The sequence below is a fragment of the Amycolatopsis acididurans genome, from assembly GCF_012328925.1.
Taxonomy (GTDB): Bacteria; Actinomycetota; Actinomycetes; order Mycobacteriales; family Pseudonocardiaceae; genus Amycolatopsis_E; species Amycolatopsis_E acididurans.
Map to the genome: position 1 here is coordinate 33807 of NZ_JAAXLS010000034.1, position 14762 is coordinate 48568.

Sequence of the window (14762 nt, forward strand, 5' to 3'; positions counted from 1 at the left end):
GCTCGCCCGGGATTCCTCGCAAGGCTCCCCCACCCGTGGCGGGGCGCCCGGTAGCCGGCCAGGTGCAGCTGCGGTTGATCGACGATCTGCGGCGGGACTACCGCTACGGGCGCGTTGACCTGCGACGTCACACCGTTCCTGACAATCCGTGGCTGGCCTGGGCGCTGCACCTGTCCCACACCATGGCCGAGGCCCGCGGATGGAGCGGAATTGTCCACCGGACACTGGATCGGAACTTGGTGATGCTGCTGGCCGGTTACCTCGACGGCGAGCGCATCCGCTACTCCGACTATTACCCGGTGCTGCGCGACCGAATGGCCGGCCTCAAGCGCGTCACCGAGGTGCTGCAGAGCATGGGCATCCTGCTCGACGACCGCCCCGACACCTTCGAGGCGTGGATGACCGACAAACTCGCCGACCTGCACCCCGGCATCCGCCGCGACATCCATTCCTGGGCGCGGGCACTGCACGAAGGAGGCCCGCGTGTGCGCCGACGCAGCGAAGGCACCGTCCGCAACTACCTCTACCACGTGCAAGCAGCGCTGACCGATTGGTCGCAGCGCTACGGCCACCTGCGGGAGGTCACTCGCGAGGACATCCTCGCCGCGGTGGCCAACCGCAGCGGCTTCGCGCGAGCACTCACGCTGGCAGCGTTGCGTTGCCTGTTCTCCTGGGCCAAACGCGAGGGCCTGATCTTCCGCAACCCCACCACAGGGATCAAGAACGGACCCTGCGAACGACGAATCCTGCAGCCGCTGAGCGAGGACGACATCACTCACGCTGTGAACGCGGCGACCACGCCCCACGCGCGCCTGTTCGTCGCCCTGGCTGCCATCAACGCCGCCCGCCACGGCGATATCCGGGCGATACTCCTCGATGATGTCGATCTCGGCAATCGCCGGATCACTATCGCGGGACGCATCCGCCGGATCGACGACCTGACTCACCAAGTCCTCGTCGAGTGGCTGGACTACCGCAGAAAACGCTGGCCGAACACCGCGAACCCGTACCTGCTCGTCAGCCAGCACAGCGCCACTGGTATCCAGCCGGTCACCCAGCCCTGGGTGGGGTATCTGCTGCGCGGACTGCCCGCCACGATCGAAGGGCTGCGCATCGACCGCCAACTCGACGAAGCCCTCGCCTGCGGCGGCGACCCACTGCACCTCGCGGCCGTGTTCGATATCGATAGCAGCACCGCGATCCGCTACGCCACCTCGGCACGGCAACTCCTGCAACGCCCTCATGAAGCCAAGCCCCCGCCTTCACCCGGAACCCGCGGGTCCACACTGGACGACAGCCCTGATGAACCCGTGGGTTCCTCCTGAGAAACCTTCAGTTCGTCTGAACTCCGGGCAGTCCGGAGGAAGTCGGAAAACCAGGACATCGATATGGGCCGGTCGGGCAGCGGTGCGGCCGTGTAGGTCGGCGAACTCGGGCAGCTCTTGTGCGCGGGTGATCACGCGGGGGCGCACGTGTTGGCCGCGCACGGGTGCGGTCAGGGCGATGCAGTGGTCGGCGGGTACGAGGCCGACGGCGTCGGCGGCGTCGTGGATCTGGCCGGGTAGGTCGACCAGCAGGCCGCGGCGGCGCCAGGGTCGGCAGGTGATGACGACATGGCCGCCGGGCCAGACCCAGTCCGCCACGGCGTCGAGAGCGTCATAGAGCCGGACGAGGACGCGGGTGGGGTCGTCGGCGGGGGTATGCCGGACTCCGGTGAGCACGAGGTCGACGGCGCCGGGCAGCTGTGCGGCGCGCGGGTCGTCGACGCTGTCGAGCAAGGTCAGCGCGCCGACCGGCCCAGCGAGCCGGGCCATGTCGAGGTTCGCCTCCAGCGGTGAGTCCCACCGGGTCTCGGTGGGCAGGCCGATGGCGTTGCGGCCGGCGCGGATGGCCTCGGCGAGCACGAGGCCGGGTCCCGGAAGGGGATCGCAGACGGTGTCGCCGGGGCCGGTGTAGGTATCCAGGATGTGGCGGGCGACAGCCGGGGTCAGCGCGGTGTCGGCCCGGGTCGCACCGACGTGGCGGCCGTCCAGCTGACGGCGGGGACCATGTTGACCGGTGTCCCAAACGCTGACGGGGCGGGGTGCGGAGCGCGGCATCAGCGACCTCCAGAAGGTGTGGTTGGACGGAAGGCGAGAGCGGTGCTGTGCGCCGGGAGGTGCCCGCCGAGGGCGATCGCGCGGCGGCCGTGCCGGGTCGTGGGCGGGCCGCTGCTCGGGGGTTGGTGGGCCAGGATCAACCGGTCGGTCAGCGCGAGTCCGGCCATCGCCGCGGCGCGGTGCAAGGCGCCGGAACGGGTGCTGCGCGACCCCCGCTGCTGATTACTGTGCGTGAGAACGATCAGGGTGCCCGCAGGGGTCAGTAGCGGTGCCCACTCGGCCAGCAAGCCGGGGTCAACGGGGCGGTCGGTACAGCCGAGGATGATCACGGCGAAGCGGTCCGGGCGCGGCCTCGGAGCATCGTCGACAGAGGGACGGAGGGTCCGGTCCGCGACTGTGTCGGGCGGTCGGCCGAGCGCGGGTCCGGGTCCGGACTCGAACCCCGCGTCGGTGCTCGGCTCATCGTCGCCACCGTCACCGCGACGGGCCTTCGAAGTCGGCAGGGCGGGCTCGGCGCTCGCGCCGCGACCGAGTCGCAGGACGGACTCGACGAGTCGGTCCCGGCGCTCTGGGGCACCACGCGGCGGGGCCGGGGCTGGCTCGCCGGCATCGGCGAGCGCGACGCGGTCGCCGGGGTCGCTGTAGGCCGTGGTGATCACGCGAACGGCCACGACCACCTTCTCTTCGTCGTCGACGCTCGGGTCGACCGGGCACAGCCGAACGGTCGCCGGCACGACCGCGGAGCGAGGGCTGGCGCCGCCCGGCGCGAGCCGGCGAGGCGACGTTTCGGTGGGATGTTCTGTGGGACTGGCGGGGGTGCGCGCGGGCGGCGCGTTGGGGATCGACTGTGGCGACATGGGGCACGCTCCAGTGATCGTCGCGGTCGGGCAAGAACGTCCCTGAAGTCCGCGACAACGGCCCCGATTGGACACGCGCCTCGAAAAAATTCTATGTGTTCCACGTCACAGATGTCGCCACGGTCTGTGGTCGCCGCGAGGCGCGGATGCGGCGACATGTTGATCTCTACCGCCGGGCATTCAAGATCGTTTCCGCATCGTCCCCAGGGGGCTTGGGGAGAGCGCTGGCGACGCCGATCAAGATCGTTCCAAAAACTCGTCAAGATCATTTCTCTTGTTCATGCGCACCGTCTGCCGGTCGTGACAGCCACGGAACAAGAGCTGACTAACGCCGCAGTTCACAGCGTCGCTGGCGGCATCTGAGGCGATCTTGACATGGTCGAATTGTTGATCTCCTTGTTCCGGAACAAGGAGATCGTTTTAAGCATCTCGTAGTACGCAGCCGTGCGCTGCGCTGTTCCTCGCCTGGCCTTCTCGGCGGCGTCGTTGACCGCCGTTCGAGAGGAGCCACGAGATGGCACACCTATCGGCTTCCGAGTACGCAGAGTGGCCCGCCAACCCCCTCGATGCCGCCCGCGCAGCGTTCGCGTGGCTAACGGCCGGAGATCATCCGGTCGCCCTGGATGGGCGCCTGTTCGACCACGTGCCCAAACGCGAGATCCCTGTCGACGAACTCCGCGATCTGCTGCTGCAGCGAGATTGCCCGCGGCGGGTGTGGGACCAGGTGTGGACCCACGTGATCACCCGCGCCCGCGACGAGGGCGGCACGTGGACGATCGTGGCGGTCGGGCTCGCGCTGCCGATGCTGACCCCGATGGCGTCCCGGCTGACCGGCCGGTACGCCAATGATCCGAGCGACATCCACGCCGAAGTTTTGCGGGGCTTCCTCGACGCGCTGCAGACCGTCGATCTCGGCAAGGGGCGGATCACGATCCGGCTGCGGTGGGCGGCCTACCGCGCCGGGCACCGCGCACTGATCGCGGCGCTGGACGGACCCACACCGAAGGCCCCGGGCTTCTTCTCGGTCGAGCCGAAGCCTCCGTCGGGGCATCCGGACTTGGTCTTGGCCCGAGCGGTGGAGGTCGGGGTCCTGACCCAGACCGAGGCAACTGTCATCTCGGCGACTCGGCTCGATGACTGTCTGCTGCACGAGTGGGCCTGGGACCACGAGATCGAGTTCTGGGCCGCCTACAAGATGCGCAAGCGAGCCGAGCGCCGACTCGCCGCCTGGCTGACCGAGTCGGTCGACGGCTCCGCCGAGGGCGATCCCACGGGCGAGCAGGCCACGTCCCGGACTTCCCCGAGCGCCGCATCCGACACCCCAAGTCGGTCACAGAAAGTAGCGAAAAAAGTTGACGGGGCCGTGTCCAATGAGCCCCCGAATTCCGGACTTCAGGGCTGCGGGTGATCCCTGCCCGCCTCTCGCGCACCTCGCCCGCTGAGCATCCCTGGAGGTCCACGATGCGCTCGATCGCGCCCTCGTTCCGCCGCCGTGCGGCTGATGGCCGGCCGCCGGGTCGGCGGCGGCTCGGCGTCCTGGTCGTCGGCGGTCTCGTCGTCGCCGGCCTGGTGCTGACCGCCGCGTCGGCGTCGGCGGAGACCACCCATGTAGTCGCGCTGGCCCGCTCTGTCGAAGACGTCCTCAACAACATCCGCAACTGGCTGATGGGCATCTTGGCTCTGCTAGCCACCGTGTTCTTGACCATCGGCGGCACCCGCTACGTGGTCGCCAACGGCGACCCGTCGGAGGTCGAAAAAGCCAAGCAGGCGTTCAAGAGCGCTGGCTTCGGCTACGGCCTCGCAGCCTTGGCGCCGCTTGTGGTCGAGATCCTCAAAGGGATCGTGGGGGGCTGATCGAATGGCCACCGCGTTCCCCACGCCTGGGGCCGGCCGCCGCCTGGGCCGCGCGTTCGCTGCGGTGGCCGCCCTTCTTGTGCTGACCGTCATCGCCGGGCTGGCCGGCGCGAGTGCGGCCTCGGCCCAGCCCGCGCCGCCCACCCCGACCCCCACGCCGTCGGCTCCGTCGCCCGAGCCCGCACCGCCGCCGCTTCCTTTGCCCACTGTTGACGGGTGCGGACCGGACTCGCCGAACCCCGCCTGCCATATGCTGCCCGACCCGAAGCCGGCTCAGCCGGCCCCGCCACCCCAGCCGGGGCCGGCGCCGTGTCAGGGCATCGGGTGCATCCCCCAGCCCACCACGCCACCCGGCGGCGGCAACCCCGCAGAACAACCCAATAATCAGAAAACGCAGCAGAAGTCGTCGTGCGGGATCACCGATCCGGTGGCCTGTGTCAAAGAGGCGATCGATTCGTTCTTCCGAGACTTGGTCGCCCCAGCACTGAACAGCTTGCTGGATTTGCTTGCCAACACGTTGTTGACGACCCCGACGCTGGATCAGCTGCCGCGAATCGGTGAGCTGTGGAATTCCTCGTGGCAAATCATGCTGGCCTGCTACGGGATGCTGATCCTCATCGCGGGAATCATCGTGATGGCGTACGAAACCGTCCAGACGCGTGTCTCCATCAAGGAGATTCTGCCGCGGGTCATTATTGGTTTCCTGGCAGGAGCGCTGTCGCTGTGGGTGTGTTCTCAGGCGATCAATATCGCCAATGCATTGGCAAAGGCGCTCATGTCCGGCGGAGTCGATGAGAATTCGGCAGCGAGCACGCTGAAACGCCTCACTTTGTCGTCTCTCAATGGCGGGTTCTTCATCATCTTCATCGGCCTTTTTCTGGCCGTAATGCTGGTTGCGCTGTTGCTGACCTACATCGTCCGTGTGTCGCTCACCGTCATTCTCATTGTGGGTGCGCCGCTGGCCTTGATGTGTCATGCGCTGCCGCATACCGAGGGAATCGCGAAATGGTGGTGGAAAGCCTTCGGAGGCTGTTTGGCTATTCAACTGGCCCAGTCGCTGACATTGATTACCGCGATACGCATTTTCCTCGCGCCGGGCGGGTTCACGTTCTTCGGGCCAACCACGGATGGGCTGGTGAATCTCCTCGTGTCGATAGCACTCATGTTCATCTTGTTCAAGATTCCGTTCTGGATCTTGTCGAGTATCCGAGTGGGTAACGGCGGCTCCTTCATCGGGAGCTTGGTCAAGGGCTTCCTTGCCTACAAGACGTTCGGTCTGCTTGGCGGAGGTGGGGGCAGGGCACCTCGGCCCCGGGGTGGGCCGAAGCCGTCGGGGCCGTCGGACCCGTACGCCAACACCAAAGCGACCTCGTCGGGCCAGTACATGCTGCCGCTGGAGGGCATCAAGCGGGGACGGGCGCCGAAGCCACCGCACCAGCGGTATGCGCCGAAGCCTTCGGCACAGTCGCGTCCCGGTGGACAGGGCACGCAGTTGTCGCTGCCGCTGGATGGCGAGTGGCCGGAGAACAAGCCCCGTGTGGGCCGGGATGGGCAGTACCGGCTGCCGCTGGATGTGCAGCGTCAGCCGGCACCCAAGCCCGCGGCCGGCCCGCCGGCCCGGCCGTCGTCGGCGCCGCGGGGCCGGCAGTTGAAGTTCCCGGCCAGCGGTGAGTGGCCGGAGAACCGGCCACGCCTGGGCCGGGATGGGCAGTACCGGTTGCCGATGGACGCGCGACGGGTGCGAAAGCCCGCGCCGGCTCCTGCACCGCCACACCCGCGGCCGTCGTCGGCGGGTCGCCAGCTGAAGTTCCCCGCCGATGGCGAGTGGCCGGAGAACAAGCCCCGCGTGGGCCGGGACGGGCAGTACCAGCTGCCGCTGAACGTGCAGCGCACCCGCAAACCCGCCCCACCGCCCAGCGGCGGTCAACCCCCGACGACGCCGAGGCGAGGACCGCGGCCACGGCAACAGTCGCTGCCGTTGGACCTGCCCAAGGTCCATCCCCCTCGCCCGAGCACCCGCCGAGAAGGAGGTGAGAAGTGATGTCACAAAGCGTTCGGATTCCCGCGGACGTGGACCGCGAGGACACCATCCTGGCGGGGTTCACCGCCCGCCAGGTTGCCGTGATGGCCGTGACGGGCCTGCTGCTTTACGGCGGATGGGTGGCGACCCGGACGTTCCTGCCGGTGATCGCCTACCTCATCGTCGCCGTGCCGATCGGGGTGGCGGTGACCGCGCTGGTGGTGGTGCGTCGCGACGGGGTGACCCTGGACCGGCTCCTGTTGGCCGCGATCCGGCTTCGGCTGCAGCCGAAGCGTCGGGTGGCTGCTGGGCAGGCGCCGAGGGCGGTGCCGGAATGGTTGGAAGGATTCGCCGACCAGTCCGGCGATGCCGTGCCCGGCGGACTGGACCTGCCCGCGACCGGGGTGGGCGAGGCTGGAGTGGTCGACCTCGGGGCTGATGGTGTCGCACTGATCGCCGCGTGCTCCACGGTCAATTTCTCGCTCCGGACGCCAGCTGAGCAGGACGCGCTGGTGGCTGCGTTCGGCCGCTACCTGCACAGCTTGTCCGCACCGGTGCAGGTCCTGGTGCGTGCCCAGCGCCTGGACCTCTCCGACCAGATCGCCGAGCTGCGCGAGCGTGCTCCGGGGCTGCCGCACCCGGCACTGGAGGCCGCCGCGCTGGATCACGCGGACTATCTCGACCAGCTAGGCGAGCAGGCCGAGCTGCTGCGCCGGCAGATTCTGCTCGTAGTCCGCGAACCCGTGCGCACCCTGCCGTCGGACTCGCTAACGCGGCAACGCCGCTTCGGACTGCCGTCGCGCTCCGCCGAGGACACCGAGCCCTCGGCAGGTGCGCGCCGGGCGGCGACCTCCCGGCTGCTGCGGCGCATGCACGAGGCGACCGACCTGCTCTCGCCCGCCGGGATCGAGGTGACTCCGCTCGATGTCGCTCAAGCCACGGCGGTGCTGTCCGCAGCCACCAACCCCGACAGCCCGATCCCGCACTCACCGGAGATGGCCGGCGCGCACGAGGTGATCACCACTGCTGCCGGCTCCGAGTCGGACTTGGAGGAGGACACGCTCTGATGCTGACCAAGAAACGCCGCCCCGCGTCCGCCGCGGTGGGAAGTCCGTTCGCACCGGACGCGGTCGAGGTCAACCCGCGTCATCTGCAGATCGGCGACGAATGGGTGGCTTCCTTCGCTATCGCCGGCTACCCCCGTGAGGTCCACCCCGGATGGCTGCAACCACTGCTGACCTACCCCGGGCGGCTGGACGTGTCGCTGCACATCGAACCGATCGACCCGCAGGTCGCCGCCGAGCGGTTGAAGAAGCAACTCGGAAAGCTGGAATCCGGGCGGCGCCACACCGCTCAACACGGGCGCCTCGCCGATCCGCAGGTGGAAGCCGCCACCGAGGACGCGCACGACCTGTCCGATCGGCTGGCCCGCGGTGAGGGCCGCTTGTTCCGGGTGGGTCTGTATCTCACCGTGCACGCCACTTCGGAGCGGGAGTTGATCGAGGAGATCAGTGCGCTACGCGCTCTGACGGCCAGCCTGCTCATGGACGCCAAACCCACTACCTACCGCAGCCTGCAAGGGTGGGTGACCGCGTTGCCGATGGGCCTGGACCAGATCGGTATGACCCGCAGTTTCGACACCGCTGCCCTGTCTGCGGCTTTCCCGTTCACGTCTCCGGATTTGCCGCCACCGGATGCCACTTCGGCCTCGGCTGCCAGTGGCGTGCTCTACGGCTGGAACCTTGGCAGCCAGGGTCTGGTGCATTGGGATCGGTTTGCCTGCGAGAACTACAACTCGGTGATCTTGGGTCGGTCTGGTGCCGGAAAGTCCTACTTGGTCAAGTTGGAGGCGCTGCGCAGCCTGTATCGGGGTGTGGAGATCGCGATCATCGATCCCGAGGACGAGTACGCCCGTCTCGCCCGCGCGGTCGGCGGCACCTACTTCCCTCTGGGCAGCGAGGGAGTACGACTCAACCCGCTCGACTTGCCCATCCACACCCGTCCCGATGGGCGCCGCACTGCCCCTTCGGATGCGCTCACACGCCGCAGCTTGTTCGTCCACACACTCCTTTCTGTCCTGTTCGGACAGTCCTTGGCTGCGGACGAGCGGGCCGTACTCGATCAGGCGGTCACAGCGACCTATCGCGCGGCGGGTATGACCGACGATGCCCGCACCTGGACACGGCAGGCGCCGTTGCTGTCGGACCTGCGCGCGGTGCTGGCCCAGTCCGATGTCGAGACCGCGCGGGACCTCGGCAGCCGGTTGCATCCGTTCACTGACGGAGCGTTCTCCGGGCTGTTCGACGGGCCGACTACGGCTCCGCCCGAGGGCCACCTGCTCGTGTTCTCGTTGCGGAACTTGCCCGACGAGTTGAAGCCCGCGGGCACGTTGCTGACGCTGGACGCGGTGTGGCGGCGGGTGTCCAACCCGTCAACACGGCGGCCCCGGCTGTGCGTGGTCGACGAAGCCTGGCTGCTCATGCAGCAACCCTCCGGTGCGGAATTCCTGTGGCGCATGGCCAAATCCGCCCGCAAGCACTGGGCGGGTCTGACCGTGGCAACCCAGGACGTGGGCGACGTGCTCGGCTCAGACCTGGGCAAGGCCGTGATCGCTAACGCCGCGACACAGATCCTGTTGCGCCAAGCACCGCAGGCGATCGACGACATCGTCCGCACTTTCGGGCTCTCCGAAGGAGAACGACAGTTCTTGCTTGCTGCTGGCACGGGACAGGGACTCCTGTCAACCGGGACGCAGAGGGTAGCCCTGCAAGCCATCGCCTCCGACACCGAGCACCGCCTGATCACAACTGATCCGGCCGAACTCGCGGCCATGGCCGACGAATTCACCGAGACCGACGAGACGGCCGATCAGGACTCCTACCACGACCTCGTTCTCGACGACTGACCACAAAGGAGGGACACATGTCCGTGCCGACTCTACTCACCACCGCCGCGGCCGACGACCCCTCGCACGGCTCGGCCCTGCACACCATCATCCACGACATCCTGCCCGCCTGTGCCTTGGTTTTCGGGTGCATGGCTGCGATCTGGCTCGCCAGCGCCATCATCGCCATCTCCGGGGCGTATCTCGGCGGGCTCGCGTTTCTCGGCGTGCGGACGCTGATTCGTGCTTGCGCCAAGCAGATTCGACGTCGCCGGGGAGAACAGTACGCCCGGCTCGTCACGGTCGATCCCGACGGTGTGACCGCAAAGGTCATCAATCTTGATCGGCATCGCCGCCGACGCCACAACTGGCACAACAGCTCGCCGGCCGAAGATCCCGAATCCGGCCCTGCCGACGGTCCCGCCTGATAACCAAGGAATCAAAGGGCCATAAAACACATAGTCCTTTTTGGACTCGCTAGTTATTTCTCGCCCAATAGTTCTGGGCCTCGCTTCTCACATCTCTTCCACGGAGGCATCTCCATGGCTTCATCCGATCCTGCTCCTGATTCGGCCGCGCCGCGCCGTCCGCGACGATTGCTCACCCAGAATCGGGAAATGCGGGCGATCGGCGTCTACAACTGGACGTTGCCCGCCTGGGCGGGAAGGTTGCCCGACGGCCGCACCTACAACACCTGCCCATCAGCAGGCATCTGCCGCCAGGTCTGCTACGCCCGGCACGGAACCTACTTGTGGCCGACTGTGCGCGCCAAGCACCAGGCGAACTTGATGTTCGTGCTGGACGACCCGGCCGGGTGGGAGCAGGCGATGCTCGCCGAACTGGCGGCACCGAAGTTCCGCGGCCGATTCGTCCGGGTGCACGACTCGGGTGACTTCTTTTCCGACGACTACACCCGCAGCTGGTTGCGCATCATGCGCTCGGCACCCGACGTGACCTTTTACGCCTATACCAAGGAGATCCGCCGCTTCCGCTGGCTCATCGAGCCAGACCCGCCGGAGAACTTCCTGTGGGTCTACTCCTACGGCGGAACGCAAGACGCCCAGATCGACGCCACGACGGACCGGGTAGCCGATGTGTTCCCCAACGAGCAGGCCATTGCCGAAGCCGGATGGTCCTCGCAAGAAGCATCGGACCTGCTAGCGGTGCTGGGTCCTCGCTTGGTGGGTGTGCCAGCAAACCGCATTCCCCATTTCCTGCGACGCCTGCACGGCCGTCGGTTCTCGCAGTGGCAAGCCGAAGTCGACGCCGAGCGCGACGCCCACCAGGGCACCGGCCGCGTCCGGTCGATCACCAGCGCACCGTCGCGGCGCCGCCGCGACGGCCGCGGAACCGGCACGCACGCCGCCTAGCTCGCAGCCAACGCTCCCGCCCTCAACTCCTCATATTGGGAGGTCATTGCTCGTGGTTCCGCTCAGTTCTCCCGTGGACAGCCCGCTCGACGGGCTGCTCACCGATCCCTGGGGCGCGATCCGTGCCGTGCTCACCACCGCCTGGTCCTGGACGCAAGCATGGGGTCCGATCGCCGCACCCGCACTGCTCATCACTATCACCGCGCTCTGGGCACTGCGGCGCTGGTGGTCCAACCGTTGCCAAGATGCGCTGCACGACAACGCCCGGATCGTGACGATCCTGGCCCCGCCCACGGTTGACCCGGAGGGCGCGCCAGCAGTGTGGTCGAACCTTGTCGGGCTCTTGCGTCCCATGTGGACTCGAATCGCGCAGGGGCAGCCCCATCTCGCATGGGAGTACGTGTTCGGCCATGACGGCGTACAGATCCGGCTGTGGGTGCCGGGCACGGTACCGCCGGGCATGGTCGAGCGCGCCGTCGAGGCGGCCTGGCCCGGCTCGCACACCACCACCGAGCCGGCGGCGGCTCCGCTGCCCACCGCAGCCGAAGGCGACCGGCGGCAACTGGTCACCGGGGGTGTGCTGCGGCTGGCGCGTTCGGAAGCCCTGCCGATCCGCACCGATTTCGACGCCGACCCGATTCGAGCACTGCTCGGTGCCCCGGTCGGTCTGGGCGTCCACGACGGGGCGTGTGTGCAGGTGCTCGCGCGGCCAGTGACCGGTCGGCGGGTCAAGCAGGCCCGGCGTGCAGCCCGGCACCTGCACGCCGGGCGCTCCACTCGACCGGTCGGCCGGCTCCTGGACGCGATCACACCGGGACCCACGCCGACGGCGTCGAACCGTAACGGTGAGCCGAAGCTCGACCCGCAAACCTCGCTGGAGTACCAGGCGCAGAACCGCGCCATCGTCGGCAAACAGCGCGGCTCGCAGTGGGAGACCGTGATCCGGTACGCGGTCACCACGACCATGCCCGCCGAGACGCCGCCCGAGCAGGTCACACGGGTCCGCGACCAGTTGCGGGGCCGGGCGCACGCGATCGCGAGCGCGTTCTCCGGCTACACCGAGCACAACCACTACCAGCGCCGCCGGCTCCGTGATCCGCTGACGACGATGGCAAGGAGGCGGTTGCGGCGCGGTGACCTTCTTGGCGTGCCGGAACTGGCCGCGCTGGCGCACCTGCCCACCGACGATGCCCTGCCCGGCCTCGCGCGAGCCGGAGCCAAGGCCGTGCCGCCCCCGCCGAACACGCCCACCGAGGGAGAGCTGATCCGACCCATCGGGGTCTCCGACACCGGGCATGCCCGCCCAGTTGGGCTCCAGGTCTCCGACGCCCGGCACCACCTGCACGTGCTCGGCGCCACCGGCAGCGGGAAATCCACCATGCTGGCGCGGATGATCCTGGCCGACGCCGAACACGGCCGGGGTGGGGTGGTCATCGACCCCAAGGGCGACCTGATCACCGATGTGCTGCAACGCCTCCCCGAGCACGCCGCCGAGAAAGTGGTGCTGTTCGACGCCGACTCCGCCGGACCCACACCCTGCTTGAATCCCCTGGAGGGGCCGAAGGAAGCGGCGGTGGACAACCTCGTGTCCGTGTTCTCCCGCGTGTTCTCCTCAGCGTGGGGACCGCGCACCGAGGACATCCTGCGCGCTGGCTGCTTGACGTTGCGGGCCGGCTCGGAGGCACCCACGTTGGCGAAGCTGCCCGACCTGCTCACCGACCCCGCCACCCGGGCACGCCATCGCGACATGGTGGCTGGCGACCCGACGTTGCGGGGGTTCTGGGACTGGTACGACCAACTCTCCGACGGCGCGCGAGCACAAGCCACCGCGCCACTACTCAACAAGCTGCGCGCGTTCCTGCTGCGCCCGTTCGTGGTGAAGGCCATCGCCGCCGGACCATCCACAGTGGACCTCGCCCATGTGTTGGACGGCGGATTGTGCCTGGTACGCATCCCCAAGGGCAGCCTGGGTGAAGACACCACGCGGCTGCTGGGCTCGCTGATCGTGGCGCGCGTGTGGCAGGCCACCACCGCGCGGGCCGCATTGCCTCAGCGGCAACGCAGGGACGCCTCGCTGTACGTAGATGAGGCGCACAACTTCCTCAATCTGCCCTACGCCATGGAAGACATGTTGGCCGAGGCCCGGGGCTACCGGCTGTCGATGACGCTGGCGCACCAGCACCTCGGGCAGCTCGGGAAAGACTTGAAGGAAGGGATCTCCACCAACGCGCGCAGCAAAATCCTCTTCAACGCCTCACCCGAAGATGCCCGCGAGTTGGCCCGGCACACCGCGCCCCGCATCGCCGAACACGATCTGGCGCACCTCGGCGTGTTCCACGCCGCCGCCCGCCTCGTCGTCAACGGCGAGGAAACCCAGCCGTTCACCGTGACCACCGAACCGTTGCCACCAGCAATCCGCGGTCGAACCCGCCTCGTGCGCAAGGCCGCCGCACGTCACACCCGGCCACTGTCCACACCAGACACCAATAGGCGCGACGATTCCGGGCCGGAGGACACCGGCACCGATCCCCGCCGCGCCGCCTGATTCCCGCCACCCAACGGGGCTGGCCGCACCGACCAGATGAGTGCAGCCCGCCCCGCTGTTCTCGCATTCGTTCTCACCGTCCACAAAGGAGCTATTTATGTTTGAACCCACGTCTGCCCAACGGGACTTGCGTGCCCCGGTGCCCGCCCGTGCCAGCGCACGGGTCGCGGCCACCGCCGATCATCTCGCCACTGTTGCCGCTCACCTCACTGCGCGGGATCGATGGCTGGCGCGGATGCTCGCCGAACACCGCACACTGACCTCCACCCAGATCACCCAACTCGCTTTCCCCAGCCGGCGCGCGGCCAACCTGCGGCTGCAACGGCTCTACAGCTGGCGGGTGCTCGACCGGTTCCAGCCCTACGTCGGTCGCGGTCGGGCGCCGATGTTCTACGTCCTCGACACCGCTGGCGCTCACCTGCTGGCGCACGAAGACGGCATTGATCCCCGCGATCTGGGATTTCGGGCGGAGCGGTCGGTGGGGATCGCTTACTCGCTGCGGCTGGCGCACCTGCACGGGCTCAACAGTCTGGTGACCGGGTTGATCGCCGACGCTCAAGCGCACGAGGAGCGAGCGGTGACCGCGTGGTGGTCAGAGGCCCGTTGCGCTCGGCACTTCGGCGACATGGTGCGTCCCGATGGCTACGCCCGCTGGCGCGAGCACGGCCGCGAGATCGAGGGGTTCATCGAGTGGGACACCGGCAGCTACCACCTGTCCAGGGTTGTTTCGAAGCTGCCCGGCTACGCCGAACTGGCCACGACCAGCCGGATCGTCACCCCGCTGCTGATCTGCTTCACCACTGCCCAGCGCGAGGCCCATGCCCGCCGGCTGCTGGCCGAGCACCTGCGGACCCAGCCGCGGCCCCAGGACCTGCCGATCGCCACCACCACCGCCGAGCACCTGGAGCGCACCGCAACGGCCTCCGCCGACGTGTGGCTGCCACTGGCCCACCGCGACGGTGGACGCTCTCGGCTGATCGACCTGCGCGCGGTGTGGCCGCACCTGCCCGAACCGACCAGCGCCGACCCCGCGTCCGGTTCCGCCGATCCCAGCCCGGTGCCCCGCCTGAGCCCGCCGGCACCGATGCCGCCCTTCGCCCGCCACGACCTGACCTGGAAACCCACGGGGTGAT

12 protein-coding genes are annotated in these 14762 nt (G+C 68.4%); 10 read left to right on the forward strand and 2 right to left on the reverse strand.

Features of this window, described 5'->3' with window-relative positions:
- Positions 1-74 precede the first annotated feature (74 nt).
- Entirely contained in the window at positions 75-1325 is a 1251-nt protein-coding gene (locus HFP15_RS31030; RefSeq protein ID WP_210718106.1) for a site-specific integrase, read from the forward strand.
- On the opposite strand, the gene HFP15_RS31035 is transcribed toward HFP15_RS31030, so the two are convergent.
- Together HFP15_RS31035 and HFP15_RS31040 are read right to left on the reverse strand one after the other, a co-directional pair.
- Complete coding sequence (locus HFP15_RS31035; protein WP_246272192.1) at positions 1263-2099, reverse strand: TRM11 family methyltransferase; 837 nt, start codon at positions 2097-2099, stop codon at positions 1263-1265. The two genes, HFP15_RS31030 and HFP15_RS31035, sit on opposite strands and share 63 nt — an antisense overlap.
- The gene (locus HFP15_RS31040) at positions 2099-2833 is read right to left on the reverse strand and encodes a hypothetical protein (RefSeq protein WP_168520338.1); all 735 of its coding nucleotides are present in this window, start codon (positions 2831-2833) and stop codon (positions 2099-2101) included. Before HFP15_RS31040 ends, HFP15_RS31035 begins: the two co-directional genes overlap by 1 nt.
- 637 nt (positions 2834-3470) lie before the next feature.
- Here HFP15_RS31040 and HFP15_RS31045 point away from each other — a divergent pair.
- The 9 genes from HFP15_RS31045 (at position 3471) to HFP15_RS31085 (ending at position 14761) form a co-directional block, all read left to right on the forward strand.
- Positions 3471-4364, forward strand: coding sequence for a hypothetical protein (locus tag HFP15_RS31045; protein ID WP_168520339.1), 894 nt, complete (start codon positions 3471-3473; stop codon positions 4362-4364).
- A 53-nt stretch (positions 4365-4417) separates the two neighbouring features.
- Entirely contained in the window at positions 4418-4810 is a 393-nt protein-coding gene (locus HFP15_RS31050) for a pilin (RefSeq protein ID WP_312871831.1), read from the forward strand.
- A 4-nt stretch (positions 4811-4814) separates the two neighbouring features.
- Positions 4815-6851: a TrbL/VirB6 family protein gene (locus HFP15_RS43070; RefSeq protein ID WP_246272193.1), complete on the forward strand. Its 2037-nt coding sequence runs from the start codon at positions 4815-4817 to the stop codon at positions 6849-6851.
- Positions 6851-7897 carry a PrgI family protein gene (locus HFP15_RS31060; protein WP_168520340.1) on the forward strand — a complete coding sequence of 349 codons (1047 nt, stop codon included), beginning with the start codon at positions 6851-6853 and terminating at the stop codon, positions 7895-7897. The genes HFP15_RS43070 and HFP15_RS31060 overlap by 1 nt, the downstream gene beginning before the upstream one ends.
- Positions 7897-9735, forward strand: coding sequence for a VirB4 family type IV secretion system protein (locus tag HFP15_RS31065; RefSeq protein WP_168520341.1), 1839 nt, complete (start codon positions 7897-7899; stop codon positions 9733-9735). Before HFP15_RS31060 ends, HFP15_RS31065 begins: the two co-directional genes overlap by 1 nt.
- A gap of 17 nt (positions 9736-9752) precedes the next feature.
- Positions 9753-10142 (forward strand): hypothetical protein, encoded by a 390-nt coding sequence (locus tag HFP15_RS31070; RefSeq protein WP_168520342.1) that lies wholly within the window; start codon positions 9753-9755, stop codon positions 10140-10142.
- Between the two features lie 114 nt (positions 10143-10256).
- Entirely contained in the window at positions 10257-11084 is an 828-nt protein-coding gene (locus tag HFP15_RS31075) for a GP88 family protein (RefSeq protein ID WP_168520343.1), read from the forward strand.
- A gap of 73 nt (positions 11085-11157) precedes the next feature.
- Complete coding sequence (locus HFP15_RS31080; protein WP_376768908.1) at positions 11158-13629, forward strand: type IV secretory system conjugative DNA transfer family protein; 2472 nt, start codon at positions 11158-11160, stop codon at positions 13627-13629.
- Positions 13630-13726: 97 nt separating this feature from the next.
- Positions 13727-14761: a replication-relaxation family protein gene (locus HFP15_RS31085; RefSeq protein ID WP_168520345.1), complete on the forward strand. Its 1035-nt coding sequence runs from the start codon at positions 13727-13729 to the stop codon at positions 14759-14761.
- Position 14762: the final 1 nt, after the last annotated feature.

Excerpts from the sequence above, each read along its gene's own strand:
- HFP15_RS31070 (WP_168520342.1), top strand. The coding sequence starts at position 9,753 with ATGTCCGTGCCGACTCTACTCACCACCGCCGCGGCCGACGACCCCTCG.
- HFP15_RS31085 (WP_168520345.1), top strand. The coding sequence starts at position 13,727 with ATGTTTGAACCCACGTCTGCCCAACGGGACTTGCGTGCCCCGGTGCCC.
- HFP15_RS31045 (WP_168520339.1), top strand. The coding sequence starts at position 3,471 with ATGGCACACCTATCGGCTTCCGAGTACGCAGAGTGGCCCGCCAACCCC.
- HFP15_RS31065 (WP_168520341.1), top strand. The coding sequence starts at position 7,897 with ATGCTGACCAAGAAACGCCGCCCCGCGTCCGCCGCGGTGGGAAGTCCG.
- HFP15_RS31050 (WP_312871831.1), top strand. The coding sequence starts at position 4,418 with ATGCGCTCGATCGCGCCCTCGTTCCGCCGCCGTGCGGCTGATGGCCGG.
- HFP15_RS31060 (WP_168520340.1), top strand. The coding sequence starts at position 6,851 with ATGTCACAAAGCGTTCGGATTCCCGCGGACGTGGACCGCGAGGACACC.
- HFP15_RS31075 (WP_168520343.1), top strand. The coding sequence starts at position 10,257 with ATGGCTTCATCCGATCCTGCTCCTGATTCGGCCGCGCCGCGCCGTCCG.
- HFP15_RS31035 (WP_246272192.1), bottom strand. The coding sequence starts at position 2,099 with ATGCCGCGCTCCGCACCCCGCCCCGTCAGCGTTTGGGACACCGGTCAA.
- HFP15_RS43070 (WP_246272193.1), top strand. The coding sequence starts at position 4,815 with ATGGCCACCGCGTTCCCCACGCCTGGGGCCGGCCGCCGCCTGGGCCGC.